The following is a 25,471-nucleotide window of genomic DNA, read 5'->3' as shown; positions in this document are numbered from 1 at the left end:
CTTAAAAAGTGCGCCTAAAAAAAGGGAGAGATGTTGACGCAACCTACTAACTGCATCTCTGCCATCGGCGCCAAGAAGAAAGGACCAGACAAATGCGCCCAACGCACCAGGCAATTCGCTGTCATCGACGGCCTCTGACGTCCGCGCCGTAGCATTCGGTGGAGTGCGCGTATCGGAGTTTCCACCATGCTGCGGGCGGACCTGGATCACCGAGAATGGTTGCCGGATGATGCGAAGACCGGCGAGATGGTCTTCATTCCAGGCGGCACGTTTCGCATGGGATCCGATCATCATTATCCCGAGGAAGCGCCGAGCCATCGGGTCTCCGTGGACGGTTTCTGGATCGACCGTACGCCAGTGACGAACCGGCAATTCAAGCAATTCGTGAACGCCACGGGTCATGTCACCGAGGCGCAGATCGTCCCCGATCCCAAGGACTATCCCGGCGCGCTGAAGGAGATGTTGTACGCAGGTTCGCTGGTGTTCTCGCCGTTGCCACGGATCACCGATCTGCGCGATTGGAGCCAGTGGTGGAGCTTCATGCGCGGTGCCAATTGGCGGCATCCTTATGGCCCCGGCACCAACATCAAGGGCCTCGACGATCACCCGGTCGTGCATGTTTCCTTTAGTGATGCGGCGGCCTATGCGCGCTGGGCCGGCAAGGATCTGCCGACCGAGGCGGAATGGGAATTCGCAGCGCGCGGTGGTCTCGAGGGCGAGGAGTTCGCGTGGGGCGATGCGCTGATGCCGGGTGGCAAGCACATGGCCAACATCTGGCAGGGCAATTTTCCCGTCCAGAATCTCGGCGAGGATGGATTCGAGCGCACCTCGCCAGTCATGGCCTTCCCGCCGAACGGCTACGGCCTCTACGACATGATCGGCAATGTCTGGGAATGGACCGGAGACTGGTGGTCGGCGCGGCGTGTCGCAGACGTCGCGAAGCCCTGCTGCATTCCGCAAAATCCGCGTGGCGGCCGTGAGGAGGCGAGCTTCGACCCATGTCAACCCAACATCCAGATCCCACGTAAAGTCTTGAAGGGCGGCTCGCATCTCTGCGCGCCGAATTATTGCCGCCGTTACCGTCCAGCCGCACGCCACGCCGAGCCGGTCGATACATCGACCAGTCACGTCGGATTCAGGTGCGTGGTGAGGTCGCGCAGCGCTCAACCGTCGCCAGTGCATTCCGTGACGTAGAAGTATCGAATGAGTGATGCAATCGAGACGGATGCCGCATCGAGGCAGACGCTCGACCGACGCAACCTGCTTCTGGGAACGTCCTCGCTGGTCGCGGCAGCCGCGCTGGCGTCCGACGCACTTGCGCAGGTGCTGAAGGCACTCCCGCCGCCCGATCTTCGCCAACAAGACCTACAAGATGCCTGACCTCTTCATGGTGCTCGCGACCGAGAACTCTGCGACGAATCTTGCGGTCGAGAGCGAACCCAGCGGCAAAAAAATGGGGCCGTCCTGTGTGGGCGCAGGACGGCCCCGAGAGGCTCGCATGCCCGGGAGGAAGAGGGCTCGAGCCGGCGCAAGTGGCAGGGCACTTACGCTAAAGGCGTCGGAGATCGGATCAGGCGCATATTTCGTGATCTCTGTTGCTCGCTGTTTCGGATGCGTCATGCGGCGGTCTTGGCGATCCAGTCCCCGTCCGTAGACGGACGGCGACGCGAGAGCATGTCAATGTCCGGCCGTTCGGCCTTGCTGGCGGCGCGCCAACGCGCCGGCGTCTGGCCGCTGATACGCTTGAAGACGGTCGAAAAGTGCGCTTGCGTGCTAAAGCCAACGGCGAGAGCGATCTCGGCCAGCGGCCTTTCGGTCGTCGTCAACAGCGACTGCGCGTGCTCGATCCGATAATTGAGCAGATATTCGCGAGGCCGGTATCCAGTCGCTGCGCGGAACTGTGCCGCAAAATGCATCCTGGACAGGCCGGCAACGCTGGCGAGTTCGGACAGGCTGATACTGCGCTCGAAATGGGCGGCGACATGCTGTTCGACGCGCCGCAGCCGCCATTTCGGCAAGGCGTTGACCTTGGCGCGTGGCAATTCCGGCCGGATCAGATGCATCGCCAGGATCTGGCCGATGCAGCGGGCGAATTGGTGGCCCGCGGCGTCGCCTTGCTCGGCGAGGGCCTTGGCCAACCCTGCGGTCAGCGGATCGCGCAGCGCGATGAGGTCATCGAGCTCTTCGGCCGCACCTGGCGACCATCGAGCCGGGAAATAGTCAGCTGATATGTGGAGATGGAGAAAGGCGCACGGCGCCTCGAACTGTGCGCTCAGCTGTCTCGATGGCGCGCTGACATAGAACGTTCCCGACGGCATGACGCCGTCGAAAATGACCTGACGTTCCCTGGTCAGCTTCGCGCGCGTGGTCTTCAAGGCGATGCCGACGAAATATCGATCATGGGGCGTGATCGCTGCGTGGCTCCCGGAGGCTCGCGAATCTTCCCATCGTGAGATCGTGATGTCCTCCGTCGTGGCCTCGGAGCTGCAAGCGATGTGACGCCAACTGCCTTCCCGGGGAATCGCCAGGGCTGCGTGAGAGACCTCGTGATCCTGCGGGCGAGCCGGAAGATTAATTCGGGCGTGGCCCGTCTGCAATTCGATCAACATCGTTCATCCCCTCTGAGCTTCGCGGCCATCCGCGACGGCCGGTGAGCTCGCAACCTGGCTATGCTGAGAGGATAAGCGTGAGCGGGCCGGGAAGCCCGTTAGGGGTGATTAGGATCTGTTAGATTATGTGGAGGCGCACAGGGTGCGACGGCCGGTCGCAGCAGACTGGGTTTTATTCGAATTGTCAGGTGTTTACCTGAATCCGAGCTTTCGCCAGGACGCGGCCCGCGCGGCCGGCCCTTTAACGCCGCTACTCGAAGACGGCATCGAAGATCTCGACATCAACCAGCACGGGCTTGGCGATCACGGTTCCGTCAGGCCCCAGCGTCTGCGAGCGCCGCAAGGTTGGCACCACGATGCCGCCGAAGTCCTCGTGGGCCCACGAATAGTGCGCGACATGCGTGCCGAGGAGATCATGATCGGCCCGCCTCTGTAAGGCGTTCTCGTCGAAATAGAAGACTTGCTCGGACGCAAGGGTGATGAGGCTCGGCGGGAATTGCGCACGAAGACGCCGCCAGGCCTCAGTGTGCTCCTGCCACGGTTCGAGCTCCTCCACCACGACGTCGGGATGGGCGAGGAGGAACGGCGTCGTGAGATAATTCCAGATCGCGACTCCACAGAAGAAGACCAGATGCAGTTCGTCGGCCAGCGCATGCGCGCCGTTGGTGGGGAAGGCGAGGCTCGGGTCGTGCCAGGTCCGCAACACCTGGCCATCCAGGCTCTCGATCGTGATGGCGTCCGGCTGAAAGGCGCCGGACTGTTCGCCGCCGGTAATGCCGGTGAAGCGAACGGATTGCGTCCGCGTCGATCCCTCGGCGGTCACATCCTTGAACTCGCGGGCGTGTCCGGCATCGGAGAACAACGTACCGCCAACGGACAGATGCAGCGTGAACCGGTTCAGACTGTTCCAGCGGGCTAAGCCCCCACAGGCGTCAATCGCATCGTCAAGAAGTGCCATGTCTCGCTGCATCCACCATGAATGGGGATCACCATGGCGGGACGCGTGCTGATTGGCGTGTTAGAAGTTGTTAGGAGTTGCGAGAGCCTGATCTTACGGTATCCCGTTGAAGATGCTCTTAATTCGGGGCCTCGAGCAGCTCCCTGGCTGCGACCAGATCGCGGCTTGACAGGCCCTCGTGATATTGCGCCACGAGCGGACCGAGCAGGGTCTGTGCGTCGCGCTTCCGTCCGGCCCGTTGCCAGAGGCGGGCGAGGCTCATGGCTCCCCGCAGCTCCCAGCCGAGCGCACATTGCCGGCGCGATTGGGCAAGCGATTGCCGGAAATAGCTTTCGGCCTCCGCCGCCCTGCCGGATTGCGCCAGGATATCGCCCTTGACCCGAAGCATTTCGGGCATGTCGAAGGATTCGCCATGATCGCCGATCTGGGCGATGGCCTCGTCGATCGTGCGCAAGGCCTCGTCGGACTGGTTCTGGGCCGCCAAACCCTCGGCTAGCGCCGTCGCGAACACCGTGGTCATGATCCGGTGTCGCGTTGCGTACAGTGTGGCCTGGCTGCGGCGCAGATGTTCAATGCCGCCGGCGATGTCGCCGCGGCGCACGAGAAGCTCGCCCTTCTGGCCAATGCCGACCGCATGATAGGGGCCGAGGAAATGCTGTGCGGCATGATCGATCAGCCGCTCGATTAGGCTATCGGCACTGGCCCAGTCGCCGACCCACAGATACACGTGGATGGTCCAGATCAGGGAAATCCCGAGCGTCAGAGGCTGCTCGAGCAACTCGGCTTCCCGCACGGTATATCTGGCCGCCTCGATCGCACGATCGGGCCGGCCGCTGAGCCAGAGCCCGCGTGCCAGCGCGACCAGCGCGACGATACGGTCGTCATAACCGAGATGCCCGATATTGAGCCGCTGCGAGCCTGGATTGTGCACCATCGCGCTGCCGCAGAACTGGACGGCCTTATCCTGATTGCCGATCAGGTGGTGCGCCACGCCCAGCATCCACTCGACATTCAAGGTGCTGGTCGGGTCGTTCAGCTTGCGCGCGACGGCTTCGCCCTGTTCGCCGGTTCCGAGCGCGCCGAGAAAATCTCCGACCCGGGTCAGGTAGATGTGCAGTCCGCGCAACAGCCAGAGCTGCCAGTGCAAATCGTCAAGTTCCTGGGCCAGTTGCAGGCTGCGCGTGAAGGCCGACCTGACCCCTTCCGTATTACCTTGCGTAAACATCACGGACACGCCGAGGGCGGCCTGCAATGTCATTTCCTTGCGGCTGTCGACGGCGACGGCATCGGCCGACGCAAGCGCCTGCCGGGTCCACCGGTAGCATTCCGTCAGCAATGTCAGCTCGAGGAAGAATTGCGCGGCCGAGGCCGCCAGGTCCACGCCGATTGAGCGGTCGCCGCTTTCCGAAAAGCTCCAGGTCAGTGCGGCGCGGACGTTCGACAGATGGTCGGCATAGGGCAGGAAACCGCCCGTGCTCTGCATGCCCGTGGATTTGACGGAAATGTCGTGCAGGAAGTCGCGGAAATATTCGGCGTGGGCACGCGCGACGCGGGCCGCTTCACCGCTCTCGACGAGCTTGTCGCCCACGAAGGCGCGGGTCGTGTCGAGCAGCCGGTATCTCAGCCGTCGTTCCGCGGGAGACGTCGCGATCAGGGATTTCGAGAGCAGGTTCGAGATCGCGTCGATGGCCTCCGCCTCGTTGATGCCCTGACAAGAGGCGACGGCGAGTGCCGCTTCCAGCGTGAATGGTCCGACGAACACCGACAAGCCGCGCAACGTGGCGCTCTCGGCCGCCGGCAGCAGGTCGTAACTCCAGCTGAGCGCGGCGCTCAACGTCTGGTGCCGGGGGATAGCGCTGCGGCGTCCCCGCCACATGAGAGCGAACCGGCTATCGAGCAGCGAGGCGGTTCCGGCGATCCCGTAGGCGTTGACCCGTCCTGCGGCAAGCTCGATCGCGAGCGCAATACCGTCCAGGCGCCGGCAGATATCAGCGACGAGCGGCGCGTCCTCCTCGCTCAGTTCGAATTCGCTGAGACTCTCGGCAATACGCTCGACGAAAAGCTGGCTCGCCGGATAGGCCAGGATATCGGCCATGCTCAGCCCGCCGCCGCCCTGCGGCGGACAATCCAGCGGAAACAGCCGATGCACGCGCTCACCTTCGGTTCGAAAGGACTCTCGGCTGGTGGCGAGAACATGCAGTTCGGGGGCTTCCCGTACGATACGCTCCGCCAGCGGCGCGAGCTCGTCGAGAATGTGCTCGCAACTGTCGAACAGCAGCAGCGTTCGCCGACCGCGCAGGAGCGTCAGCAGCCCAGGCATCGGGTCGTCGGAATTGATGGTGAGGCCAAGCGCCGCGGCGATCGTGCCGGGGACGAGCCGCGGGTCCGTCAGCGCGCCGAAATCGATGAAATACACCTGGCCATCGAAGCCCGCCAGCTGGGCATGCGCGACTGCAAGTGCGACCGACGTCTTGCCGATGCCACCGGGGCCGACGATGGTGACGAAGCGGTGCAGCGACAGCTCGGTCGCAATCCTCTCGACGGCGTCATCGCGTCCGATCATCCTCGCAAGCGGGGCGGGCAGCGAGCGCGATGAGGCGGCAGGGGCGGGGGATCTGCTGTCCGCAGTCGCGGTGCGGAGCAGCGGGGCCGTAAAACAATAGCCACGGCCGGGTACGTTGACGATATAGCGGGCGCCTTCCCCGGCATCGCCCAACGCCTTGCGCAGCGACGTGATGTGAAAGCGCAGGCTGCCTTCGTCGACATTCACGTCGGCCCAGATCCGTTTGACCAACTCCCTCTTGTCGATGACCTCGCCGGCCCGTTCGGCGAGAAAGACCAGGATGTCGAGCGCGCGGCCGCCGAGGTGAAGCGGAGCGCCATCCTTCTCCAGCAGCCGCAACTTTGGGAACAGCCGAAAGGCCCCAAAGGAAATGGCCGAGTCCTGGTCGTTAGTGTCTGGCACGCGCCATGATTCCAGCGAAAGGAAAGTGCAGCTGTCTGTTTGATCTATCAGAACAGGGCCGTGAGTAAACCGGCCGAAAGCGGCGAAATCGAGCAATGAACGCAGGAAAGGGTCGAAAGCCCGAGCACGATAAGCAACGAATTTTGTTTAAACGCGAACGGCTTATGCGGCAATCGGGAGAACCAGGCAGAGCCTTGAGTGCCCACGAAGTCGGTAGGCTTTTGCAACTATCGCGCGTGACCAATCATAACAGAATCTTGCAACGTCTAACGAGCGTAAGCGGTGACTCTCCACCAGTATGGGCTTCGAGGTAGGCCTGTTACCAACGGGGGAGGCTATGATGCCCGATCTGAGCTCTCGGCCGAACGACAAGGTCGTTCGATCTCACTTCGCCGCCAATCATGACGATGCGTCGCGTGACTGGGAACTCGTGCTGCGGGAGTCCCACCATCGCATGAAGAACACTTTGACGCTCCTGGGTGCGTCAGTCCGCCGCGAGTTCACGCGCCCTGGGATCAGGGACATGTCGGTTGCGGTGGACAGGCTCGAGCGGCGCATCGTCGCTTTCGGCAGGCTCTATCAACTTTTGTCTGACAATGACGATATGTCGACGATCTCCGTCGAGGCCTTCTTCGAAAGTCTGTGCGGCGCGCTCTCCGAGGCGGTGCTGGAGCCGGCCGGCATCCGCTGCGAGGCGTCGATCGAGAGCGGCTCGCTCCCGGCTTGGCAATGTCATCGTCTCGCGCTGATGCTTACGGAGCTGGTCACGAACGCGGCAAAGCATGCCTTTTCGAACAAGAATGGCGCGCAGATCCGCATCGAAATGGTGAACCGCGAAGGTGGCTGGTTCTGCACAGTGGCCGACAATGGCATCGGTGCGACAAGACCGCTTCAAGGGGCCGGCAGCCGGATCCTGGAAGGTCTCGCGCGCAGCATCCAAGCCCGCATGTGCGGCGAAGCCGGGCGAGGTGGCACCCGCATCACCATCATGATGCCTGCCAGTGCCGCTTGAGAAGCGGTTCGCCTCAAATCAGGAGTTCGACATGGTCACAATCGAGATGAATCACGAAGCAGCTGCCAAGCCCTCGAAATCGCGTGGTGTTGATGTCAAGCTCGAGATCGTCGTGATCCCGGTGTCGGACGCGGATCGCGCCAAGGCATTCTATGCGAATCTTGGCTGGAGGCTGGATGCCGATTTTGCCTCAGGCGATGGCTGGCGTGTCATCCAGTTCACGCCACCGGGCTCCGCCTGTTCCGTGATCTTCGGCAACAACGTGACCGCCGCAGCGCCCGGTTCGGCACAAGGTCTGTATTTGATCGTCTCCGATCTCGAAGCAGCCCGACAGGATCTGCTCACCCGCGGCATCAAGGTCAGCGAACCCTTCCATGGCGGAGGCGACGTCCACGCAGGCGTCGACGAGCCGTATCTCTTTGGCCGCGTCCGCGTCAACGGTCCTGACCCGCAACGCGGCAGCTACAGCTCCTTTGCGTCATTCAGGGATCCCGACGGCAATGGTTGGCTGTTCCAGGAGGTCACGGCAAGGCTGGCCGGTCGCATCGAGGCAGCCAATACGACATTCACCTCGCCGGGCGAGCTTGCCGGCGCATTGCGCCGCGCGGCGGCGGCACATGGCGAGCATGAGAAGCGCACAGGCGGGCACGACGAGAACTGGCCGGAGTGGTACGCCGACTACATGGTGCGTGAGCAGGCCGGGCAGAAGCTACCGACCTGAGCTGCGGGAATCTATTTCAACGCCGACACGGGCTCCGCCCAGATCGGCGGCCAACGGAACTGCTGCGGCGCGCGACCGGTTGGTGAGGTGACAGGCGGCCACGTCAATGTCACTTTCCACCGGTGCGGAGCGCCGCTGTCGCCTGATCCACCTTAAACGAGGAGAAATCACATGATCCGCAAGGCAAAAGCCATTTGGCAGGGGACCGGCCGCGACGGGACAGGGCATCTGTCGAGCGAGTCCGGCGTGCTCGCCGAGACGCCGTACTCCTTCAAAACCCGTTTCGAGAACGAGAAGGGGACCAATCCCGAAGAATTGATAGCCGCGGCGCATGCGGGCTGTTTCACCATGGCGCTGGCCTTTGGTCTTCAACTCGCCGGCTTTACGCCGACCGAACTGTCCACCGAAGCTGCGGTGACGCTCGAGCCGGAAGGCAAGGGGTTCAAGATCAGCAAGTCGGCGCTGACCTTGCGTGCGAAGGTACCGAACCTGGACGATGCCGGATTCGCGCGTATTGCGGGCGAGGCGGAGAAGAATTGTCCAGTGTCGAAAGTGCTCAATGCAACGATCACACTCGACGCCAAGCTGACCTAACCACGCGGTTTCGATATGCTGCCCGTCCCGTCCTTGTCTGGCGCGGGCAGCACGATCAACTGGGAGTGAAGATATGACGACAGAGCGCGCAGTTCTGGCCGGAGGTTGTTTCTGGGGCATGCAGGATCTCATCCGCAAGCAGCCCGGCGTGATCTCCACCCGCGTCGGTTATACCGGCGGCAAGGTGAAGAACGCCACTTACCGCAATCACGAGGGGCATGCGGAAGCGATCGAGATCACCTTCGATCCGGCGAAGACGAGCTTCCGAACGATGCTGGAGTTCTTCTTCCAGATCCACGATCCGACGACGCTCAATCGTCAGGGCAACGATCGGGGCACGAGCTACCGTTCGGCGATCTTCTACACCAGCGGGGAGCAGAAGCGGATCGCTGAGGACACGATCGCCGATGTCGAGGCATCGCATCTGTGGCCGGGCAAGGTTGTGACCGAAGTCGCGCCCGCAGGCGAGTTCTGGGAGGCCGAGCCCGAGCACCAGGATTATCTCGAGCGTTATCCGGACGGCTACACCTGCCATTTCATTCGGCCGGACTGGAAGCTGCCACGGCGCGCGGCTGCCGCGGGAGGGTAGCGATCAGGTCCGCAGTTGTGCGATCAGGCTGCGTGCGATCCGCATGTCGGCGATATCAGATCCTTCTGTCAGCGCGCCCTGCACCTTTTCCAGGATGGCGAGAGCGTCCGCGTGCTGATTCCGCCCGATCCTGAATTGCGCGATGCTGATTGCGCATCGGAGTTCCCAGAAGGCGGCACCCTGATGGGCTGCCAGCTCGATGGCTTGTTGAAAGCAGGCTTCGGCGGCTTGCGAGTGCGTTGCCTCCTTCAGCAGCAACTCGCCTTTGATTCGAAGCAGCTCCGGCAGATACCAATACTCCTGCCGGTCGTTGGAACGGACCAAAGCGTTCTCGATCACGTCGAGGCCTTGGTGGATCTGGTTGGCCTGTCCGAAACAAGCCGCGAGCTCACCGAGCAGGAGAAGAAAGCGCGGCAGGAAGCGCGCATCGCCTGCGCGATTGAGTTCGTCGCGCAGCAGCGGCAGGCCGGTCTCGACATCTCCGCGCTTGGCGATGACCAGCGCGTTGAACGCACGCGCCCACAGGCCCCATAATCGGATCGCGTGCCGTTCAGTGTGCCCGAGCAACTCGGCACCATAGCGTTCGGCGGCGTCATAGTCGCCGGCGAGGAAGTTGATCGGGCAGGCGGCCTGTCCCAGCACGCTACAGAAGGTCAGCGCGTGGTCATTGGCACGACCCTCGTGGAGGTTTTGCTCGGCGAGCGCCAGGGCCTGATCTGCAAAGCCCTGGAGCCACAGGATGCGGGCGCGGAAATACTGCGTCGATATTCTGAGATCGAGTGGAAAGATCTTCGGCTTGTCGACCAGCACATGCAGCGATGCATTGACCCGGTCGATGCGTAGGCGCGCCTCGCTCTGGTCGCCGAGAAAATGCAAGGTGACGGCCGTCAGCCGGTCGGCCAGCATCAGGTCGGTCTTATCGGATGAGCCTGCCGCAGCAGTGGCGAAACGATCGGCGAACGCGCGCGCCTTGCCGAATTCGCCGTTGTTAAATTGGTCGATGCACAATCCCCAGAGGGCGCGCAGCCGGAAATCCTTGTCATCGAGTTTGTCGGCCAGTTCGAGCGTGGCCTCCAGGATCGGGCGCGCCTCGCGTGCGCGTCCTTCTCCGTACATCAGCGACCAGCCAAGCGCCGCGAGGAGCTGCATGCGCACCCTGTCGTTGCCGCTGGCGTGATCTCCGAGCGCGGCAAGCGCCGTCCTGGCGCGCTCGCGGCACTCGGTGAACAACGACAGGCGCACCCAAAGCGTCACCGCGACCGCGGTCAGCGCAACGCCCAGCTGCGCGTCGCCATCGGGTGAAAAGGCCCAATCCAGCGCAGCGCGGAGATTGTCCAATTCCGCGCCGTAGGTGCCAAGCCAGTCGGACGGCGGGGGGGAGGTCTCGGATTCGGCGTGCTCGAACAGGTCACGAAAATATTTGGTATGCCGTCGCGCAATGCGCTTCGCTTCGCCGACCTCGTTCAGCTTCCCGAGGGCGTAGGTGCGCGTGGTATCCAGCAGACGATAGCGCAGTGCCCGTGCGCCCGACGGGGCGATCAGCGATTTCGTAACAAGATTATCGATAGCCTCCATGGTCTCAGAGGCGCTGAGCCCATCGCCGGAAGCAACGGCGGCGGCGGCCTCCGGCGTGAACGGTCCGACAAAGATCGACAATCTCCGCAAGATCGCGCTCTCGAATGCGGGCAGGAGGTCGTAGCTCCAGTCGAGCGCGGCGCTGAGTGTCTGATGTCGCGGAATGGCCGTGCGCCGCCCGCGCCACTGCAGCGAGAAGCGGCTGTCGAGGAGCGAGGCCGTGCCCGCGATACCGTAGGCATTGACGCGTCCGGCGGCGAGCTCGATTGCGAGCGCGATGCCGTCGAGGCGGCGGCAGATGTCGGCAACGAGCGGCGCTTCTTCTGCGCTGAGCTGAAATGGGCCGGAGCTTTGCGCGATTCGTTCGACGAAGAGCTGGGCTGCAGGATAGGCGAGGACATCAGCCACGGCGAGGTCGTCGCGCCGGGGCGGACAATCCAGTGGAAACAGTCGAAAGATCCGTTCGCCTTCGCTGCGGAAGGACTCGCGGCTGGTCGCGAGCACATGCAATCGCGGAGTCTCGCGAACGAGACGCTCGACCAGCGGCGCAAGGGTCTCCAGCACGTGCTCGCAGCTGTCGAAGATCAGCAGCATCGATTTCGCATGGAGGTGCGTCAACAGGGCCGGGACCGGATCCTCCGCATTGATGGAGAGCCCAAGTGTCGACGCAATGGTGATTGCGACGAGCTCGGGCTTCCTCACCGGTCCGAAGTCGACGAAGAAGACCTGTCCGTCGAAATGAGCAAGCCGGCGATGGCCCACGGTCACCGCCACCGCGGTCTTGCCGATGCCGCCGGGGCCGACCACCGTGACGAAGCGATGCAGCGAGAGCCCGGTCGAAATCTTCTCGATGACGTCGTCTCGCCCGATCACACGGGCGAGTGGAGGCGGAAGCGAGCGGGAGAGGGAGATGTCAACCGGGGAAGGCTGGACCGCAGGCGCCGTGTGGGCGAGGGACGCGACGAAGCAATAGCCGCGCCCGGGGACGTTGACGACATAACGGGCCGCCTTGCCGGTATCGCCAAGCGCCTTGCGCAGCGCTGCGATGTGGAAGCGGAGGCTGCCGTCGTCCACATTCACGTCAGCCCAGACGCGCTTCACCAGCTCGCGCTTGTCGACGACCTCTCCCGGCCGCTCGGCCAGGAAGATCAGGATGTCGAGTGCGCGGCCACCGACGTGAAGTTGCGCGCCATCCCGCTCCAGCAACCGGGATTTGGGAAACAGTCGAAATGGCCCAAAAGAAATGGCCGAGTCCTGGTTGTTGTCGTCGGGCAGCGCCATTGCCCCCTCGGCAGGGAGTCAAAAATGTTTGAATTGGGTCTAGCAGATCAAGGGGACGAGTAAACTGGACCAAAGCACAGGACATTGACCGCAAGGCTGTACTCCCGGTCACTTGGTTGAGGCCTCCCGGAAGAAATACCGTTGTTAAATTAATGGCTTAAGCCAGTGGTTGAGAGCGATCTCAGTCGGGCAGCCGTAAGCTCCACGCAGGGGGTGCATGCCGCAAACGAGGTGGGGATCCCGTCGCGCACGTGGGTCGTGTCATTTCGCCAACCGCGTGTGTCATTGACGACGCCCGCGGCCTGCTGCGATTGGAGTTTCGGGAGCCGGTCCCGCCTCATCAACAGCTGTCGACTTTCGGAATAAGACATGCCCTCCCTCTCGCGGCGACGCCTCGTTAAGACGGCTGCATTTGCAGCCACGATCGCTGGACTTCCGCGCAGCGGAAAGGCCGCCGATTATCCCTCCCGCCCCATCCGGCTGGTGATCCCGTATGCGGCCGGCGGCCCGGGTGATCAGATCGGACGTCCGTGGGTCGAAAAGATGTCATCACAGCTCGGTCCGAGCTTTGTCGAAAATGTCAGCGGTGCGGGCGGTGCGATCGGAACGACCGCGGTCGCGCGCGAGAACGCCGACGGCTATTCGCTGCTCCTGGGAAATGGCAGCACCCAGGTCATCATTCCGCTGATAACGCGAAATCCGGCTTATTCCGCCGGCGATTTCCGGGCGATCTACCGCCTGATCAACACTGCGCTGGTTTTCGCTGTCGGCCCCTCGCTGCCGGTAGCCAATTTGCAAAACCTGATTACGTATGCGAAGGCCAATCCCGGCAAGCTGTCCTACGGGACGCCGGGCATCGGCACTGGCAATCACCTCGTCGGCGAATCGTTGAAGCAGCAGGCAGGTGGGCTCGACATCGTCCACGTTCCGTATCGAGGGAGCTCCCAGGCAACCAGTGACGTCGTGAGCGGTCAGATATCTCTTGTCATTGCCGTGATGTCGGTTCAGTTGCAGCAACTCAGTCGGGCCGGCAAGATCCGGCTGCTTGCGGTCACGACCGACAGGCGGTTGAGCGGTGCGCCGGACATCCCGACCGCAATTGAATCAGGGATGCCGGATCTACGATATGAGGGATGGTTCGGCCTGTTCGCACCGAAGATGACCAAGGATACAATCATCGACCGGATCGCGCAGGAGACACGCGCGGCGATGGCCGACCCAGCACTCCAGGAGAATTATCGTCTTCAGGGCATGGAGCCGGACAGTGATTCCAGCCCGGATAAATTCCAGCGAATTGTTGATGCCACTTCGGCAAGCCTGGCACCCGTGATCAAGTCGATCGGGCTTCAATAAAAATCAAGGACTTGCCTTGCCAAGCCGTCGCGCGGCGATCGCTTGCATGAAGCATCACACCTGCGCAATGCGGACGATGAACCTCAACGGCCGATCTGCCACGGCTTGGTCAAGGAAATTTTCTCAATCGATCTCGTGACATGGAGGATCGATCGAGAGCCAAACGACGGCGGTCGTCCCGCACGGAGAGGTCGCGGGCCCGCGCCCCGTCCTCTCCAGATGCGCAAGATTTCGGTTGTTCATCCATTTTGGTGCCTCTGGCATCGGTCCAAAACAAACATCGGGACGAGCTGGGCTGGAGGAATGGATGCGCTGCATTCAAACACTTATCGAAGGATGTCAGAGTTTCATTCCGGCAACCTGTGTCGATGGCTGGCGGTCCTGCAGCCCTAAGGCATTCGTTCAATATGTGCCCGGATTGCGTGCCGCTCGGCATCGATCCAGCCATGCTCGCGGGCCTTTGCCACCATCTCCGCGTAGTGCTGGTCCCAGCTTGCATCATGAGGCCGACCCGCCAAGGTAGGGACAAGATCGATCGCAACAAGCGCATCGCGATCGTCCAAAAGCGTGATGCCATTCCAACTCTGTGTTTCGCGCCGGGCGTCGGCATGCAGCACCAGCTTGAACTTGCGGAAGTCGAGGGGGTCAGCCAGTCGGACAATGCCGCCGTCGTAGCACTCGATGATCACGACGCCACTCCTTTGCAATCCTGCCCCGTCCGGCGATGGTAGCGGGTCGGCATCATCGAAGATCGATTACGCCTGCGGCAACGCTCGCAACGCGCCCTGGAAATTGACGAGCGGATCGCCGTTCCCGCCACGGGTGGCCACGATCCTGCCGATGAAGAGACCGTGCGTGCCGACCAACTGGTGATGGTGCAACACGCACTGCAATGCGCCGATCGCGGTTTCGAGCAGCGGCACGTCGAGAACGCCTTGCTCCCATGGTGCCGTCGTAAAGCGGTCGATGCCCTTGATGCCGCCGGCGAAACGCAGCGCTAGATCCTCTTGCCCTTTGCCGAGGAGACTGACCCCGAAGCGGCCGTTGGCAAGGATCGCGGCATGCGTTTCGGAGCTTGAGTTGATGCCGACGAGCAGGCAGGGCGGATCCATGCACAGCGAGGTGACGGAGCTGACCGTCAGCCCGCGCCGCGCAGTCTCTGCTCCCGTCGCCACGATCGCGACGCCGCTCGCCAGATTGCGCATGGCTAGCCGAAATTCGGCGGCTTCGATTGAGCGGAAATCGCCCATTTGCGGCATGTGACATCCCATGACGTACCTCCGGAGTCGCCCCGAGCGGTGCGCTAGGCCGAGATCGCTTCGCTCGCGATCCCGCCGCGTTCGGTTCGGCCGGACTTCAGCTCCTTGCGGATCGCGGGAATGATCTTGCTACCCCACAGCTCGATTTGGCGCAGCACCGTGCGCTGGTCGAAATCGCCGAGCTGGGTCTGAAGCGCGATGTGGGTCGGCTTGAGAATGCTGATCTCTTCCAGCATGCGGTCGATCACCTGATTGACGCTGCCGACGGGCAGGTTCTTGCGCATCGTCTCCAGGCTCATGTCGTTCGGACCAGCCTCTTCCTTGATCAGATAGCCGTCGTCGCTCTGGGCGCGGCGGAATTTCAGGCTCTCGGAGAGACGGCGCTGGAAGCGCGCATTGTCGAGATAGGACTGGATCTCGCTTTCGTTGTCGCTGGCATAGCCGCAGCGCAGGAAGCCGAACCGGGTGTCATCAATCGAACGCCCTTCCTTCGCGGCAATGCCCTCGAGACGTTCACGCAGAGCCTTGATGGCGTCGAGGCCGTTCAGCAGCGCGGTGACGAATAGATTGTGGTTGTCGCGGACGGCGCGGCCGAGCGTCTCGCCGTGTCCAGAGGTCACCCAGATTGGCGGCATCGGTGTCTGCACGGTGCGCACCGCAATCGCAGTCGGCGGCATCTTTAGGTGCTCGCCGGAATAGGAGAAGATGCGCTCCCGCATGCCGGCTTGTAGTACATCGTAGAATTCGGCGAACAGCGCATGCGAATCGTCGAGATTCACACCAAAGCGGTCGAACTCGAACTTCTGGTAGCCCGAGCCGATGCCGAGATCGAGGCGGCCGTTCGACACCGTGTCGGCAAAGCCGATCTCGCCGAGCAGCCGCGCCGGATTGTACAGCGGCAACACGCAGACGGCAGAGCCGAGGCGGATGCGCTTGGTCAGGCCGGCGCAATGCGCGACCATCATCAGCGGCGAGGGACAGAGGCTGTAATTGTTGAAATGGTGCTCGGCGTACCAGGCCGTATCGAAGCCGGCCTGCTCGGCCGCAACGGTCTGCTCGACGGCATTGTTGATGACCTGCTGCGAAGTCTGATGATAACCGCGTTGCTGCGCCAGAATGAATACGCCGAATTCCATCGGTTGGGTCCTCCGCCAAATCGCGGTCGCGCTTGCGATCCGCCGGTCGCTTTTGCGATCCGTTGTCAGGAGGTTACGGGCTTGAGCTTTTTCGAACAATTGACGTAATCTGAGCATGTCCTTTGCAGAATCTGAAAAGATCGATGAATCGTCTCCAGGCCATGGAATTGTTCGTCAGCGCCGTCCGCGAGGGCAGCTTTTCGGCGGCCGGGCGCCGCGTCGGGCTCTCGCCCGCGTCGGTGTCGCGCTACATCGGCGAGCTCGAGGCGCAGCTCGGCGTACAGCTTCTGAACCGCAGCACACGCCATCTCGGATTGACCGATGCCGGCAAGATCTTCTTTCAGCGGACGGAGCAGGTGCTGCACGGCATCGAGGATGCCGAGGCCGCGGCGCTCGCCCTCCAGACCGCGCCGCGCGGAACGCTACGGGTGCATTCGCGGACATTGTTCGGCATCAAGGTGCTGTCGCCTCTGATTCCGGGCTTTCAGAAGCTCTATCCGGAGCTGAAGGTGGAGCTGCGTCTGTCCGAGCGGCGCGCCCTGCTTCGCGAAGACGAATTCGACGTCGACTTCCAGATCCAGGCACCGAAGGACCCGGGCCTGATGCAGCGAAGGCTGCTGCGGAGCGAGCGAATTCTCGTGGCCTCGCCGGACTATGTCGGCCGGATGCCGAAATTGCGCGAGCCGGAGGACATCACCCGCCATAATTGCCTGACCTACTGGATGGGCCCCGACGACGTGGTCTGGAAGTTCATGCGCAGGAACAAGCTGCGCGAGATCGTCGTGCCGTCGTCCTTCGGCAGCAACAACGGGGTGGTGCTGTGCGATCTCGCCGTCACCGGACACGGCATCGCCCTGCTGGACGACTACACCGTGGCTGAGGAGTTGAAGAGCGGGCGCCTGCTACGCCTGCTGCCGGGATTCCGGGTGACGAACTCCACCTTCGACGAAGGGATCTATGCGACGTTTCTCCAGAGCAGCTATCTGCCGGAGAAGATCAGGGTATTCGTGGATTACATGGCAGAGAACGTGCCGCGGCAGGTCAAAAGCCAAGTCAAAAGTCAGATCAAGAGATCGGAGCCATAGCTGCGGGTCAGTCCGAGCCAAATCTGTGCGCCGGCAGTCCGCGAACGCCGAGGCCTTCGACGGCGAACAAGCCGCCGGCATCGGGGTGATCGTCGGCAAGAGCGTGGCTGCGCGAGATCGATGTCACGTAGAGAACGTCGAGATTGGGTCCGCCGAAGGTCACGCTGGTCGGATGACGGGTCGGCATGTCGATCGTCCGCGCGATCGTCCCATTCGGCGCAAACCGCGCGACCTTGCCGATCCGCACGAGGACGGACCAGAGGTGGCCTTCGGAATCGACCGTCGCACCGTCGGAGCCGGATCCGTGCGCTATCGTGTTGGCGAAGACGCGCTTGTTCGTGAGTGGGCCATCCTGACAGTAGTCGTAGGCCCAGATGATCCGCCTCGCACTGTCGGCAAGGTAGAATGTTCGTCCGTCCGGACTGAAGCACGGTCCGTTGCTCACCGCGAGGTCGGTCTCCAGCAGTTCTAGAGCGCCCGATGCGTAAAGGCGATAGAGGCCGCCGAGCGGCGCCTCGTCCGGCGCGCGGTCGCCATGCATCGTGCCTGCGAGGAAACGCCCCTGGGGATCGGCCTTGCCGTCGTTCAGCCGTACCTTCGGGTGGTCGAGCCCGATCGACGGGCCTTCCGTCAGCGCGCACCCATCGAAATCATAGCGCGCAAATCCGTTGCGCAGGGCCAACACTGCGCCGCCGTCACCTCGCAGCGCCAGCGAGCCGATCGGCGCGGGCACGCTGAACAGCTCGAGGGCACCTGTGACGGGATCGAGCGCATGAATCGATCCGGCGAGTGCATCGATCCAGACGAGGCGCTGTCGGCGCTCATCCCACACCGGGCTCTCGCCGAGCTGATCCCTGGTCGCGCCGATGCGCCTGATCCGGACCGCGCTCATGGTTGCTCGCACCGGAATCGCCGGGCTTGACCGATCGGTCGGTGAAAAACTAGTTTCATTCTAAGGACCCTCGGACGACGGATGGATTGCGGAGTTCATGACCGAATTGTCAACGATGAAGGATGGCGTTGCGAACCAGGCCGAGGCGTCGGATCGCGTGCTTCAGATCCTCGCCGAGGCCGGGCGGCTGTTCGCCAGCAAGGGATTTGAGGGAACCTCGATGCGCGACATCGCGCTCGCCTGCGGCATCTCCAAGTCGCTGCTCTATCATCACTTCTCCAACAAGGACGAGATCTACGCGCGCGTGGCGGTGGGCTCGACGCTCGAACTCTATTTGTTTGTGCGCGATCGCATTCCCGACGGCCCGCCCTCGCAGAAGATCCGCGCTTTCATGGTCGCCACGGCGGAATATTTCCGGCGCTATCGCTGGGCCTGGATCGCCTCCACGACCGCCTTCTGGAACGATCCTGATCGCCAGCGGCACAAGGAGCGGCTGACGCGTCGCGACCGCTTTGAGAACTTTCTGCGCGGCCTGATCCAGGAAGCCATCGATGCCGGCGAAATCCGCAAGGTCGATGTTCCCATGACCGGGCGGCTGATCCTCTCCTCGTTGAACTGGATGCATCGCTGGTACAATCCGAACAAGTCAGCCACGCCGGAGCAGATCGCGGACATCTTCTTCGACACGCTGTTCAACGGCCTGCGAAGCGGCGAGCGGGTCGAGCTTCCCAGGGTAGAGCCGCCGCGGGCCGGCCGGCGAAAATCGCGTTGACCAGCCAGGCTGCGGACGCAACGCCTCATTCCAGAGCAATGTTCTGCGCCTTGATCACCGGTCCCCAGAGCGCCGCATCCTTGGTCAATTGGGCGTCGAGCCGCTCCGGTGCGCCGGTATCGGCGATCAGGCCGTCGGTCTCGAGCTGGTTTGCGATTTCGGTTTTCTGCATCGCGGCGTTGGTTGCCGCATTCAGCCGCGCAATAACATCGCGCGGCGTGCCCGCGGGTGCATGCAGCGCGGTCCAGAATGATGCCGTGAGGTCTGGATAACCGGATTCGGCCAGTGTCGGTATTTCAGGATAGCTCGCCATGCGCTTGTCCGAGGAGAGCGCGAGGATGCGAAGCTGGCCGCCGCGCGCGTGCTCGATGACGGCGGCGGGCGTTGCGAAATTGAGATCGCACTCTCCCGACAGCGTCTCCATGATGGAAGCCGGATTGTTGCGATAGGCGACGTCGGTGACGGCAAATCCCATCGACTTGCCCATCATGATCCCGAACAAATGCGTGACGCTGCCCGGACCGAGCGTGGCGTAGAACAGCGGTTTGTCGCGCCCCTTGGCGTAGGCGATGAAGCTCTTCACGTCAGTCGCCGGCGTCCGCGCGTTTACGGTCAGCGACAGCGGCCCGTTGCAGAGCATGGCGACGGAGGCGAAGTCCTCGAGCTTGTAGGGCAGGTTCTTGCGCAACAGCACGTTCAGCGAGATCGGCCCGGTGCCGCCGGCCAGCAGGACCGATCCGTCCTTCGGCGCGCGCGCCACATATTGCGATCCGACGATGCCGTTGGCGCCCGGCTTGTTGTCGACAAGCACCGGCTGGTCGAGAGTTTCGGCCATCGCCTTTGCGATCGAGCGCATCAGGCTGTCAATCGAGCCGCCTGGCGCATAGGGCACGATGATGAAGATCTGCGACGAGCGCGCCCTCACGATGGCAGGCGCGCCAAGTGGTGCGGCGAGGGCGCCGGCGATCAGAGCTGTCGCCTGGCGTCGGCTGATCCTGGGCATGGGGAGTCCTCCTCAAGTTCGTTCTTGCTTATCGTGAATCTATCGGCTGACCGATCGGTCGGTCAATAGAAGATCGAGAGGATATTGCAAGTAAGCGCAGTTGGTGATATCAGCACAGAAAGCTGACCGATCGGTCAGGCGCTAAGCAAGACGAACACAATGCAAGCGGAAGCCCAGGAGGAAGCCATGTCAGGAGATATCGTCACCCTTGAAGTGTCCGATCACATCGCGCTGGTGACGCTGAACCGTCCTCCGGTGAATGCGCTCGACCGCGCCATGCGCGACCGCATCGTGAGCGTGTTCGACGAGATTTCCGAGCGCGCCGACGTCAGGGTCGCGATCCTGACCGGAGCCGGAAAGGTGTTTTGCAGCGGCGCGGATTTGAAGGATCGTCCGGATCCGGCCAAGATCGGCGCGTTCCACAGCCACAACCGTATCACGCGCGAGACCGGCAATTGCATCCGTGAATGCGCCAAACCGGTCATCGCGGCGATCAACGGTGTTGCGCTCGGCGCGGGCGTCGGCCTGATGGCCTCTTGCGACATTTTCTACGCTTGCGAGGAGGCCGTCTTCGGCATGCCCGAGATCAATGTCGGTCTCGCCGGCGGTGCGGCCATGCTGAATACGCTGTTCGGTCGCTCACTGATGCGCCGCATGTTCTTCACCGGCTACCGCGTGCCCGCCGCCGAACTCTATCGCCTCGGCGTCATCGAGGCCTGCACGACCAAGGAGAATCTGATTCCCGAAGCGATGAAGATCGCAAGGGAAATCGCCTCGAAGAGCCCGATCGCGATGGAGTACGCCAAGAATGCGGCGAACATGGTCGAGCTGATGCCGCCGCGGGACGCCTATCGTTTCGAGCAGAACATCACGATGGCGTTGTCGAAGACGGAAGATGCCAAGGAAGCGCGGCAGGCGTTCCTGGAGAAGCGCGCGCCGGTTTTCAAGGGGCGCTGAGATGCGGCCGGGAGAAGGTCTCGACGCGCTGATGTCGCCGCGTTCGATTGCGATCATCGGCGCCTCGCAGGAGGCGACCAAGATTGGCGGCCGGCCGGTCGATCTGTTGCGCCGCCATGGCTATGCAGGCTGCATCTATCCGGTCAATCCGAAGGCTGCGACGGTGCAGGGATTGCAAGCCTACGCCTCCGTCGCCGACCTGCCGGAGGCGCCGGATCTTGCCATCGTCGCGGTCGATGCGGAGCGCGCCGGCGAGGCGGTCGAACAGTGCGCTGCCCGAGGTGTCCGCAGCGTCGTCGTATTCTCGTCGGGCTTTGCCGAGCTCGGCGAGCAGGGCCGCGCCATGCAGGAACGGCTGCGCGTTGCCGCGCGCAACGGCGGCATGCGCCTGCTCGGGCCGAATTGCCTCGGCGCGGTCAGCGTTGCCGAGAAGAGCATCGCGACGTTTTCGATCGTGCTCGAGCACGGCATGCCGGCCGCGGGCGCGCTCGGCATCGTGTCGCAGAGCGGCAATCTCGGCAGCTATACGATGCGCCTCGCCAGTGAGCGTGGCGTCGGCGTCAGCCGTTTCATCACTACGGGCAACGAGTGCGACATCGACATCGCCGACGGCATCGCCTGGATGGCGCGCGATCCCGCCACCAAGGTGATCCTGTGCTGTCTCGAAGCCTGCCGCGACGCCGGTCGGCTGATCTCCGCGATGGAGGAGGCACGCGATGCCGGCAAGCCGGTTGTCGCCATGAAGATCGGGACCTCGGCGGCGGGCCAGGCCGCCGCGGCCTCCCACACCGGCGCGATGGCGGGGTCGGATGCCGTGTTCGATGCGCTGTTTGCCCGTTGCGGCGCGGTGCGGGTTCGCAGCATCGACGAGCTCATCGATCTCGGCCACGCCGCATCGATCCTGCTGCCGGACCGGCTGCCAAAGGGGCCGGGTGTGGCCATCCTCACCGCCTCCGGCGGTTTCGGCGTGCTGCTTGCCGACGCCGCGCAGTCGGTGGGATTGTCGTTGCCCGAGCTCGGCGGCGACACGCAACGGAAGATTCTGGAGCTCGTGCCCTTTGCATCGGCCCGCAATCCGGTCGACGCCACGGCGCAGATGTCGAGCCGCCCGGATCTGCTGGAGAAGATCATGACCGCGGTCGTGGCGGACGATCGCGCCGACACGGTGATCCTGCCGCTGCCGTTCTCGCTGCATCTGCCGCGCTTGCGCTCCATCTACATGGACACGCTGCGCAATATGCGCGCGCAATTCCCCGCACGTGCGATCGTTTTGTGTGTCGACGGTCCGGAGGACGCGTTGGCCGAGCTGCACGCGCTGGGCTTTCCCACGATCGCGAGCTTCGACGGTTGTTGCGCGACCGTCGCCGCGCTGGTGCGGTTGCAGGCTGCATCGAAGCGTCCACAAGACAAGCCAGCGGCAGTCGCGCAGGCAGCGCCGCTTGCCGCAGACGCCTTCCGCCACGAGCTCGGTGCCAAGCGCGCGCTTGCCGGTGCCGGTGTTCCCGTGCTTGCCGAGCGTCTGGTGTTGGACGCGGACGCGGCGGTGCGTGCGGCCACCGAGATCGGATATCCGGTGGTGCTGAAAATCGCCTCGCCCGATCTGCCGCACAAGACGGAAGTGGGCGGTGTGGCCGTCGGCCTCGGTTCGGAAGCCGAGGTCCGGCGCGTCTATGCGCAGATGCGCGATCGCGTCTCAACCAGGGCGCCCAAGGCGGTGATCGACGGCGTGATCGTGGCTCCGATGGCCAAAGGCGTCGCCGAGCTCATTCTCGGCAGCCGCATCGATCCGGTGTTCGGTCCGGTGGTGATGGTTGGCCTCGGCGGCATCTTTGCGGAGATCCTCCAGGATTCCGCCGTGCAGATGGCGCCGGTCAGCGAGGCGCAGGCCATGGCGATGCTCAGATCGCTCAAGGCGTTTGCGGTGCTCGACGGCGCGCGGGGCCGGCCGCGCGCCGACCTCGACGCCGCGGCCCGCGCCGTTGCCGCGCTGTCGCGCTTCGCCGCGGCGCATGCCGAGACGGTCGCGGAGATCGACATTAACCCGCTGCTGTTGCGCGCCGAAGGCGAGGGGGCCGTGGCGCTGGACGCGCTGCTGATCCCGCACGGCGAACGGCCGATCCAGGGACACTGAACGCAACGACAAGAGGCCGCAAAAGCAGGCCCAGAGGAAACGCAGGGAAGCAGGAAGGATAACATGATGAGATGGACGGTCGCTGCGCTTGGCATGATGATCTTGCTGTTCACGCAGGCGCCCGTGTCCGCGCAGGGGATTTCGGGCGACGTGATCAAGATCGGCATCATGAACGACCAGAATGGCCCCTATGCTGACAATTGCGGCCTTGGCTCGGTCGCGGCCGCTAAGCTTGCGGTCGCCGATTTCGGCGGAGCGGTCAACGGCAAGAAGATCGAGCTCGTGATCGCCGACGACCAGAACAAGCCCGATGTCGGCGTCGCGATCGCATTGCGCTGGGTCGACAATGAAGGCGTCGACGCCATCGTCGGCTGCTCGGCGTCGTCGATCGCGCTTGCCGTGCAGGAGATCATGAAGAACCGCAAGAAGCCCTACATGCTGGCCGGCACGGCGGGCTCGTTCTTCACCAACGACAAATGCTCGCCGATGACTACGCAATGGGTGGTCGATACCTATGCCCAGCCGAAGGCAACGGTGAAAGCCCTGCTGGCGCAGGGCATCGACAGCTGGTTCTTCCTGACGGTCGATTATGCCTTCGGCAAGGCCTGGCAGGCCGATGCGACGAAGTTCATCGAGGCCGGCGGCGGCAAGGTGGTGGGGTCGGTGCTGCATCCGCTGAACTCTTCGGACCTCTCCTCGTTCCTGCTCACGGCGCAGGCCAGCGGCGCCAAGGCGATCGCGCTTGCCAATTCGGGCGCGGATTTCGCCAATGCGATCAAGCAGGCCCAGGAGTTCGGGCTGACCAAGACCCAATTGCTCGTCCCCCTCGGCCTCATGATCAGCCAGACGCATGGCATCGGGCTCAAGGATCTCCAGAACGTGCGGCTGACGACGCCCTTCTACTGGGACATGACGCCGGAGAGCCGGGCCTTTGCCAAACGCTATGCGGAGGCGACCAACGGCCAGCTCCTCAACGAGGGCAAGGCGGCCACCTACAGCGCCATCACGCATTATCTGAAGGCGGTGGCGGCCGCCGGTTCCGACGATGGCGATGCCGTGATGCGGCGGATGAAGAGCACGCCGGTCGACGATTTCGAAATGAAGAATGTCAGCATCCGGGCCGACGGCCAGGTAATGCGCCCGCTCTATGTCGCGCGGATCAAGGCGCCGGCGGAATCCAAATACACCTACGACTATTACGAGATCACCGGCACGATCGCGCCGGAGGATGCGTGGCGCCCGGCGTCGGAAAGCGCCTGCGATCTTCTCAAGTCGCAGTGAAGACGGACGGCCCGGCAGGGTATTGCGGCACCTACGGCGAAAGCGGGAAGCAAGCGATGAGTGTACTTGAAGCGGTATCGACGCAAGCTGTCGCGGGTGAGAACCTGACGGGCGAGGCCTATCGCGACGCGATGCATCGCTGGCTGCATGCCAATCTGCCGGCTAGCTTCCGCAGCGACAGCGCTGCATTCGCGGCGCCGACGCTCCAGCAATCCGTCGCCTGGGAGGCGGCGATGTACCGCGCCGGTCTCACCGGCATCACCTGGCCGCAGGCCTATGGCGGGCACGGTCGCACGCTGCGTGAACATCTGATCGCCAACCAGGAGATCGGTCGGCTTGCGATGCCGGAGAGCGTCAACTCGATCGGCAAGGAGCTCGCCGGTCCGATCATCCTGGCCGTCGGCAACGAGGAGCAGAAACGGCGCTTCTTGCCTGCGATCCTCGAGATGCGCGACATCTGGTGCCAGGGATTTTCCGAGCCCGAGGCCGGCTCCGATCTCGCGGGGCTTCGCACCCGTGCCACGCGGAGCGGTGACGGCTGGCGGATCAACGGCCAGAAGATCTGGACCAGCGGTGCGTACCGGTCGCAGCGCTGCCTGGTGCTCGCCCGCACCGGGCCGCTGGAGGATCGCCATCGCGGCCTTGCGATGTTCGCGGTGCCGCTCGATGCCAAGGGCGTGCGCGTGCGCACCATCAAGTCGATCGACGGGCGCGAGAGCTTTTGCGAGGTCTTCTTCGACGAGGTCGAGGTTGCCCAGGCTGATGCGATCGGCGCGCCCGACGAAGGGTGGGCCGCAGCGATCCGCGTGCTCGAGATCGAGCGGGCGACCAATCGCATGTATCGCGCCTGGCGATTCGAGAACGAGCTGCGCCATCTGATTTCGGCCTGCAAGGCGGATGCCGCGCTGTCCGAGATGGTCGCCGAGCGCCATTACGCGGTCAGGCTCGGCGAGGTCGCAGTCGAGATCGAGGTGCTGAAGGCGCATGTCGAGACCGCCGTCGAGGCGCTCGCCAACGGTGACAAGATCGGGGCACGCGGCAGTCTCGCAAAACTCTACTGGAGCGAAGCCCATCAGCGCTTTGCCGCACTCGCCCTCGAACTGCTTCAGCAGGCGTCGCTGCCGCAGATTCCCGCGATCAAGGTGGCGCGGCGACGGTTCGAGGCGATCTATCTCCAGGCGCGCGCTGAGACTATCTATGCCGGCACGACCGAGATCCAGCTTGGCATTATCGCCGATCGCATCCTCCAGCTGTCGCGAGGCAAGTGATGGTCGTTCTTCGCATTGCCTCGTTGCGAA

General features: G+C 63.4%; 22 protein-coding genes. 13 read left to right on the top strand and 9 right to left on the bottom strand.

All coding sequences use genetic code 11. The features are described 5' to 3' along the window. Window positions 1-186: 186 nt before the first annotated feature. Window positions 187-1,194, top strand: coding sequence for a formylglycine-generating enzyme family protein (locus IC761_RS22860; protein WP_195798885.1), 1,008 nt, complete (start codon window positions 187-189; stop codon window positions 1,192-1,194). A gap of 9 nt (window positions 1,195-1,203) precedes the next feature. Then, a complete protein-coding gene (locus tag IC761_RS22855) occupies window positions 1,204-1,380 on the top strand; it encodes a hypothetical protein (protein WP_195798884.1) in 177 nt (58 codons plus the stop codon). Between the two features lie 236 nt (window positions 1,381-1,616). On the opposite strand, the gene IC761_RS22850 is transcribed toward IC761_RS22855, so the two are convergent. The 3 genes from IC761_RS22850 to IC761_RS22840 form a co-directional block, all read right to left on the bottom strand. Next, a complete protein-coding gene (locus tag IC761_RS22850) occupies window positions 1,617-2,609 on the bottom strand; it encodes a helix-turn-helix domain-containing protein (protein WP_195798883.1) in 993 nt (330 codons plus the stop codon). A gap of 250 nt (window positions 2,610-2,859) precedes the next feature. Continuing rightward, entirely contained in the window at window positions 2,860-3,567 is a 708-nt protein-coding gene (locus tag IC761_RS22845; protein ID WP_195798882.1) for a hypothetical protein, read from the bottom strand. A gap of 118 nt (window positions 3,568-3,685) precedes the next feature. Next, entirely contained in the window at window positions 3,686-6,532 is a 2,847-nt protein-coding gene (locus IC761_RS22840; RefSeq protein WP_195804745.1) for an ATP-binding protein, read from the bottom strand. A gap of 340 nt (window positions 6,533-6,872) precedes the next feature. Here IC761_RS22840 and IC761_RS22835 point away from each other — a divergent pair, with 340 nt between their 5' ends. From IC761_RS22835 to msrA, 4 genes are all read left to right on the top strand, one after another. Further along, complete coding sequence (locus IC761_RS22835) at window positions 6,873-7,544, top strand: sensor histidine kinase (RefSeq protein ID WP_195804744.1); 672 nt, start codon at window positions 6,873-6,875, stop codon at window positions 7,542-7,544. Between the two features lie 31 nt (window positions 7,545-7,575). After that, entirely contained in the window at window positions 7,576-8,265 is a 690-nt protein-coding gene (locus IC761_RS22830; protein WP_195798881.1) for a VOC family protein, read from the top strand. 171 nt (window positions 8,266-8,436) lie between these two features. Continuing rightward, complete coding sequence (locus tag IC761_RS22825; RefSeq protein ID WP_195798880.1) at window positions 8,437-8,859, top strand: OsmC family protein; 423 nt, start codon at window positions 8,437-8,439, stop codon at window positions 8,857-8,859. Window positions 8,860-8,932: 73 nt separating this feature from the next. Continuing rightward, window positions 8,933-9,448 (top strand): peptide-methionine (S)-S-oxide reductase MsrA, encoded by a 516-nt coding sequence (gene msrA, locus IC761_RS22820; RefSeq protein ID WP_195798879.1) that lies wholly within the window; start codon window positions 8,933-8,935, stop codon window positions 9,446-9,448. A 3-nt stretch (window positions 9,449-9,451) separates the two neighbouring features. Here msrA and IC761_RS22815 read toward each other — a convergent pair whose 3' ends face one another. Beyond that, window positions 9,452-12,304: an ATP-binding protein gene (locus IC761_RS22815; protein WP_438265030.1), complete on the bottom strand. Its 2,853-nt coding sequence runs from the start codon at window positions 12,302-12,304 to the stop codon at window positions 9,452-9,454. A gap of 369 nt (window positions 12,305-12,673) precedes the next feature. Between IC761_RS22815 and IC761_RS22810 the strand changes: the two genes are divergently transcribed. Beyond that, a complete protein-coding gene (locus IC761_RS22810) occupies window positions 12,674-13,657 on the top strand; it encodes a Bug family tripartite tricarboxylate transporter substrate binding protein (RefSeq protein WP_195798878.1) in 984 nt (327 codons plus the stop codon). Window positions 13,658-14,046: 389 nt separating this feature from the next. On the opposite strand, the gene IC761_RS22805 is transcribed toward IC761_RS22810, so the two are convergent. The 3 genes from IC761_RS22805 to IC761_RS22795 all read right to left on the bottom strand — a co-directional run bounded on the left by IC761_RS22805 (window position 14,047) and on the right by IC761_RS22795 (window position 16,052). Beyond that, window positions 14,047-14,346, bottom strand: coding sequence for a hypothetical protein (locus IC761_RS22805; RefSeq protein WP_195798877.1), 300 nt, complete (start codon window positions 14,344-14,346; stop codon window positions 14,047-14,049). A gap of 66 nt (window positions 14,347-14,412) precedes the next feature. Then, window positions 14,413-14,907 (bottom strand): flavin reductase family protein, encoded by a 495-nt coding sequence (locus IC761_RS22800; RefSeq protein WP_195798876.1) that lies wholly within the window; start codon window positions 14,905-14,907, stop codon window positions 14,413-14,415. Between the two features lie 53 nt (window positions 14,908-14,960). Then, the gene (locus IC761_RS22795) at window positions 14,961-16,052 is read right to left on the bottom strand and encodes an LLM class flavin-dependent oxidoreductase (RefSeq protein WP_195798875.1); all 1,092 of its coding nucleotides are present in this window, start codon (window positions 16,050-16,052) and stop codon (window positions 14,961-14,963) included. A gap of 143 nt (window positions 16,053-16,195) precedes the next feature. Between IC761_RS22795 and IC761_RS22790 the strand changes: the two genes are divergently transcribed. Continuing rightward, window positions 16,196-17,137 (top strand): LysR family transcriptional regulator, encoded by a 942-nt coding sequence (locus tag IC761_RS22790; protein WP_195798874.1) that lies wholly within the window; start codon window positions 16,196-16,198, stop codon window positions 17,135-17,137. 7 nt (window positions 17,138-17,144) lie between these two features. Here the strand turns inward: IC761_RS22790 and IC761_RS22785 are convergent, their stop codons facing one another. Beyond that, window positions 17,145-18,029: an SMP-30/gluconolactonase/LRE family protein gene (locus tag IC761_RS22785; protein WP_195798873.1), complete on the bottom strand. Its 885-nt coding sequence runs from the start codon at window positions 18,027-18,029 to the stop codon at window positions 17,145-17,147. A 97-nt stretch (window positions 18,030-18,126) separates the two neighbouring features. Here IC761_RS22785 and IC761_RS22780 point away from each other — a divergent pair, with 97 nt between their 5' ends. Then, a complete protein-coding gene (locus tag IC761_RS22780) occupies window positions 18,127-18,801 on the top strand; it encodes a TetR/AcrR family transcriptional regulator (RefSeq protein ID WP_246791303.1) in 675 nt (224 codons plus the stop codon). Between the two features lie 25 nt (window positions 18,802-18,826). On the opposite strand, the gene IC761_RS22775 is transcribed toward IC761_RS22780, so the two are convergent. Then, window positions 18,827-19,804, bottom strand: a complete 978-nt coding sequence (locus tag IC761_RS22775; protein ID WP_195798872.1) for a tripartite tricarboxylate transporter substrate binding protein — start codon at window positions 19,802-19,804, stop codon at window positions 18,827-18,829. Window positions 19,805-19,990: 186 nt separating this feature from the next. Here IC761_RS22775 and IC761_RS22770 point away from each other — a divergent pair, with 186 nt between their 5' ends. The 4 genes from IC761_RS22770 (at window position 19,991) to IC761_RS22755 (ending at window position 25,441) form a co-directional block, all read left to right on the top strand. Further along, window positions 19,991-20,761 carry an enoyl-CoA hydratase/isomerase family protein gene (locus tag IC761_RS22770; RefSeq protein ID WP_195798871.1) on the top strand — a complete coding sequence of 257 codons (771 nt, stop codon included), beginning with the start codon at window positions 19,991-19,993 and terminating at the stop codon, window positions 20,759-20,761. Window position 20,762: 1 nt separating this feature from the next. After that, window positions 20,763-22,892 (top strand): acetate--CoA ligase family protein, encoded by a 2,130-nt coding sequence (locus IC761_RS22765; RefSeq protein ID WP_195798870.1) that lies wholly within the window; start codon window positions 20,763-20,765, stop codon window positions 22,890-22,892. A gap of 63 nt (window positions 22,893-22,955) precedes the next feature. Then, window positions 22,956-24,173, top strand: coding sequence for an ABC transporter substrate-binding protein (locus IC761_RS22760; protein ID WP_210338481.1), 1,218 nt, complete (start codon window positions 22,956-22,958; stop codon window positions 24,171-24,173). Between the two features lie 56 nt (window positions 24,174-24,229). Continuing rightward, window positions 24,230-25,441, top strand: coding sequence for an acyl-CoA dehydrogenase (locus tag IC761_RS22755; protein ID WP_195798869.1), 1,212 nt, complete (start codon window positions 24,230-24,232; stop codon window positions 25,439-25,441). The last annotated feature ends 30 nt before the right edge of the window (window positions 25,442-25,471 follow it).

Origin of the sequence: Bradyrhizobium commune (assembly GCF_015624505.1) — a bacterium.
Lineage (GTDB): Bacteria > Pseudomonadota > Alphaproteobacteria > Rhizobiales > Xanthobacteraceae > Bradyrhizobium > Bradyrhizobium commune.
This window is presented reverse-complemented; position numbering and strand designations above follow the sequence as displayed.

Coding starts and splice junctions, on each gene's coding strand:
- IC761_RS22825 (WP_195798880.1), top strand. CDS start 8,437: ATGATCCGCAAGGCAAAAGCCATTTGGCAGGGGACCGGCCGCGACGGG.
- IC761_RS22815 (WP_438265030.1), bottom strand. CDS start 12,304: ATGGCGCTGCCCGACGACAACAACCAGGACTCGGCCATTTCTTTTGGG.
- msrA (WP_195798879.1), top strand. CDS start 8,933: ATGACGACAGAGCGCGCAGTTCTGGCCGGAGGTTGTTTCTGGGGCATG.
- IC761_RS22845 (WP_195798882.1), bottom strand. CDS start 3,567: ATGGCACTTCTTGACGATGCGATTGACGCCTGTGGGGGCTTAGCCCGC.
- IC761_RS22795 (WP_195798875.1), bottom strand. CDS start 16,052: ATGGAATTCGGCGTATTCATTCTGGCGCAGCAACGCGGTTATCATCAG.
- IC761_RS22770 (WP_195798871.1), top strand. CDS start 19,991: ATGTCAGGAGATATCGTCACCCTTGAAGTGTCCGATCACATCGCGCTG.
- IC761_RS22775 (WP_195798872.1), bottom strand. CDS start 19,804: ATGCCCAGGATCAGCCGACGCCAGGCGACAGCTCTGATCGCCGGCGCC.
- IC761_RS22785 (WP_195798873.1), bottom strand. CDS start 18,029: ATGAGCGCGGTCCGGATCAGGCGCATCGGCGCGACCAGGGATCAGCTC.
- IC761_RS22855 (WP_195798884.1), top strand. CDS start 1,204: ATGAGTGATGCAATCGAGACGGATGCCGCATCGAGGCAGACGCTCGAC.
- IC761_RS22860 (WP_195798885.1), top strand. CDS start 187: ATGCTGCGGGCGGACCTGGATCACCGAGAATGGTTGCCGGATGATGCG.
- IC761_RS22810 (WP_195798878.1), top strand. CDS start 12,674: ATGCCCTCCCTCTCGCGGCGACGCCTCGTTAAGACGGCTGCATTTGCA.
- IC761_RS22830 (WP_195798881.1), top strand. CDS start 7,576: ATGGTCACAATCGAGATGAATCACGAAGCAGCTGCCAAGCCCTCGAAA.
- IC761_RS22760 (WP_210338481.1), top strand. CDS start 22,956: ATGATGAGATGGACGGTCGCTGCGCTTGGCATGATGATCTTGCTGTTC.
- IC761_RS22765 (WP_195798870.1), top strand. CDS start 20,763: ATGCGGCCGGGAGAAGGTCTCGACGCGCTGATGTCGCCGCGTTCGATT.
- IC761_RS22850 (WP_195798883.1), bottom strand. CDS start 2,609: ATGTTGATCGAATTGCAGACGGGCCACGCCCGAATTAATCTTCCGGCT.
- IC761_RS22835 (WP_195804744.1), top strand. CDS start 6,873: ATGCCCGATCTGAGCTCTCGGCCGAACGACAAGGTCGTTCGATCTCAC.
- IC761_RS22800 (WP_195798876.1), bottom strand. CDS start 14,907: ATGGGCGATTTCCGCTCAATCGAAGCCGCCGAATTTCGGCTAGCCATG.
- IC761_RS22755 (WP_195798869.1), top strand. CDS start 24,230: ATGAGTGTACTTGAAGCGGTATCGACGCAAGCTGTCGCGGGTGAGAAC.
- IC761_RS22790 (WP_195798874.1), top strand. CDS start 16,196: ATGAATCGTCTCCAGGCCATGGAATTGTTCGTCAGCGCCGTCCGCGAG.
- IC761_RS22780 (WP_246791303.1), top strand. CDS start 18,127: ATGACCGAATTGTCAACGATGAAGGATGGCGTTGCGAACCAGGCCGAG.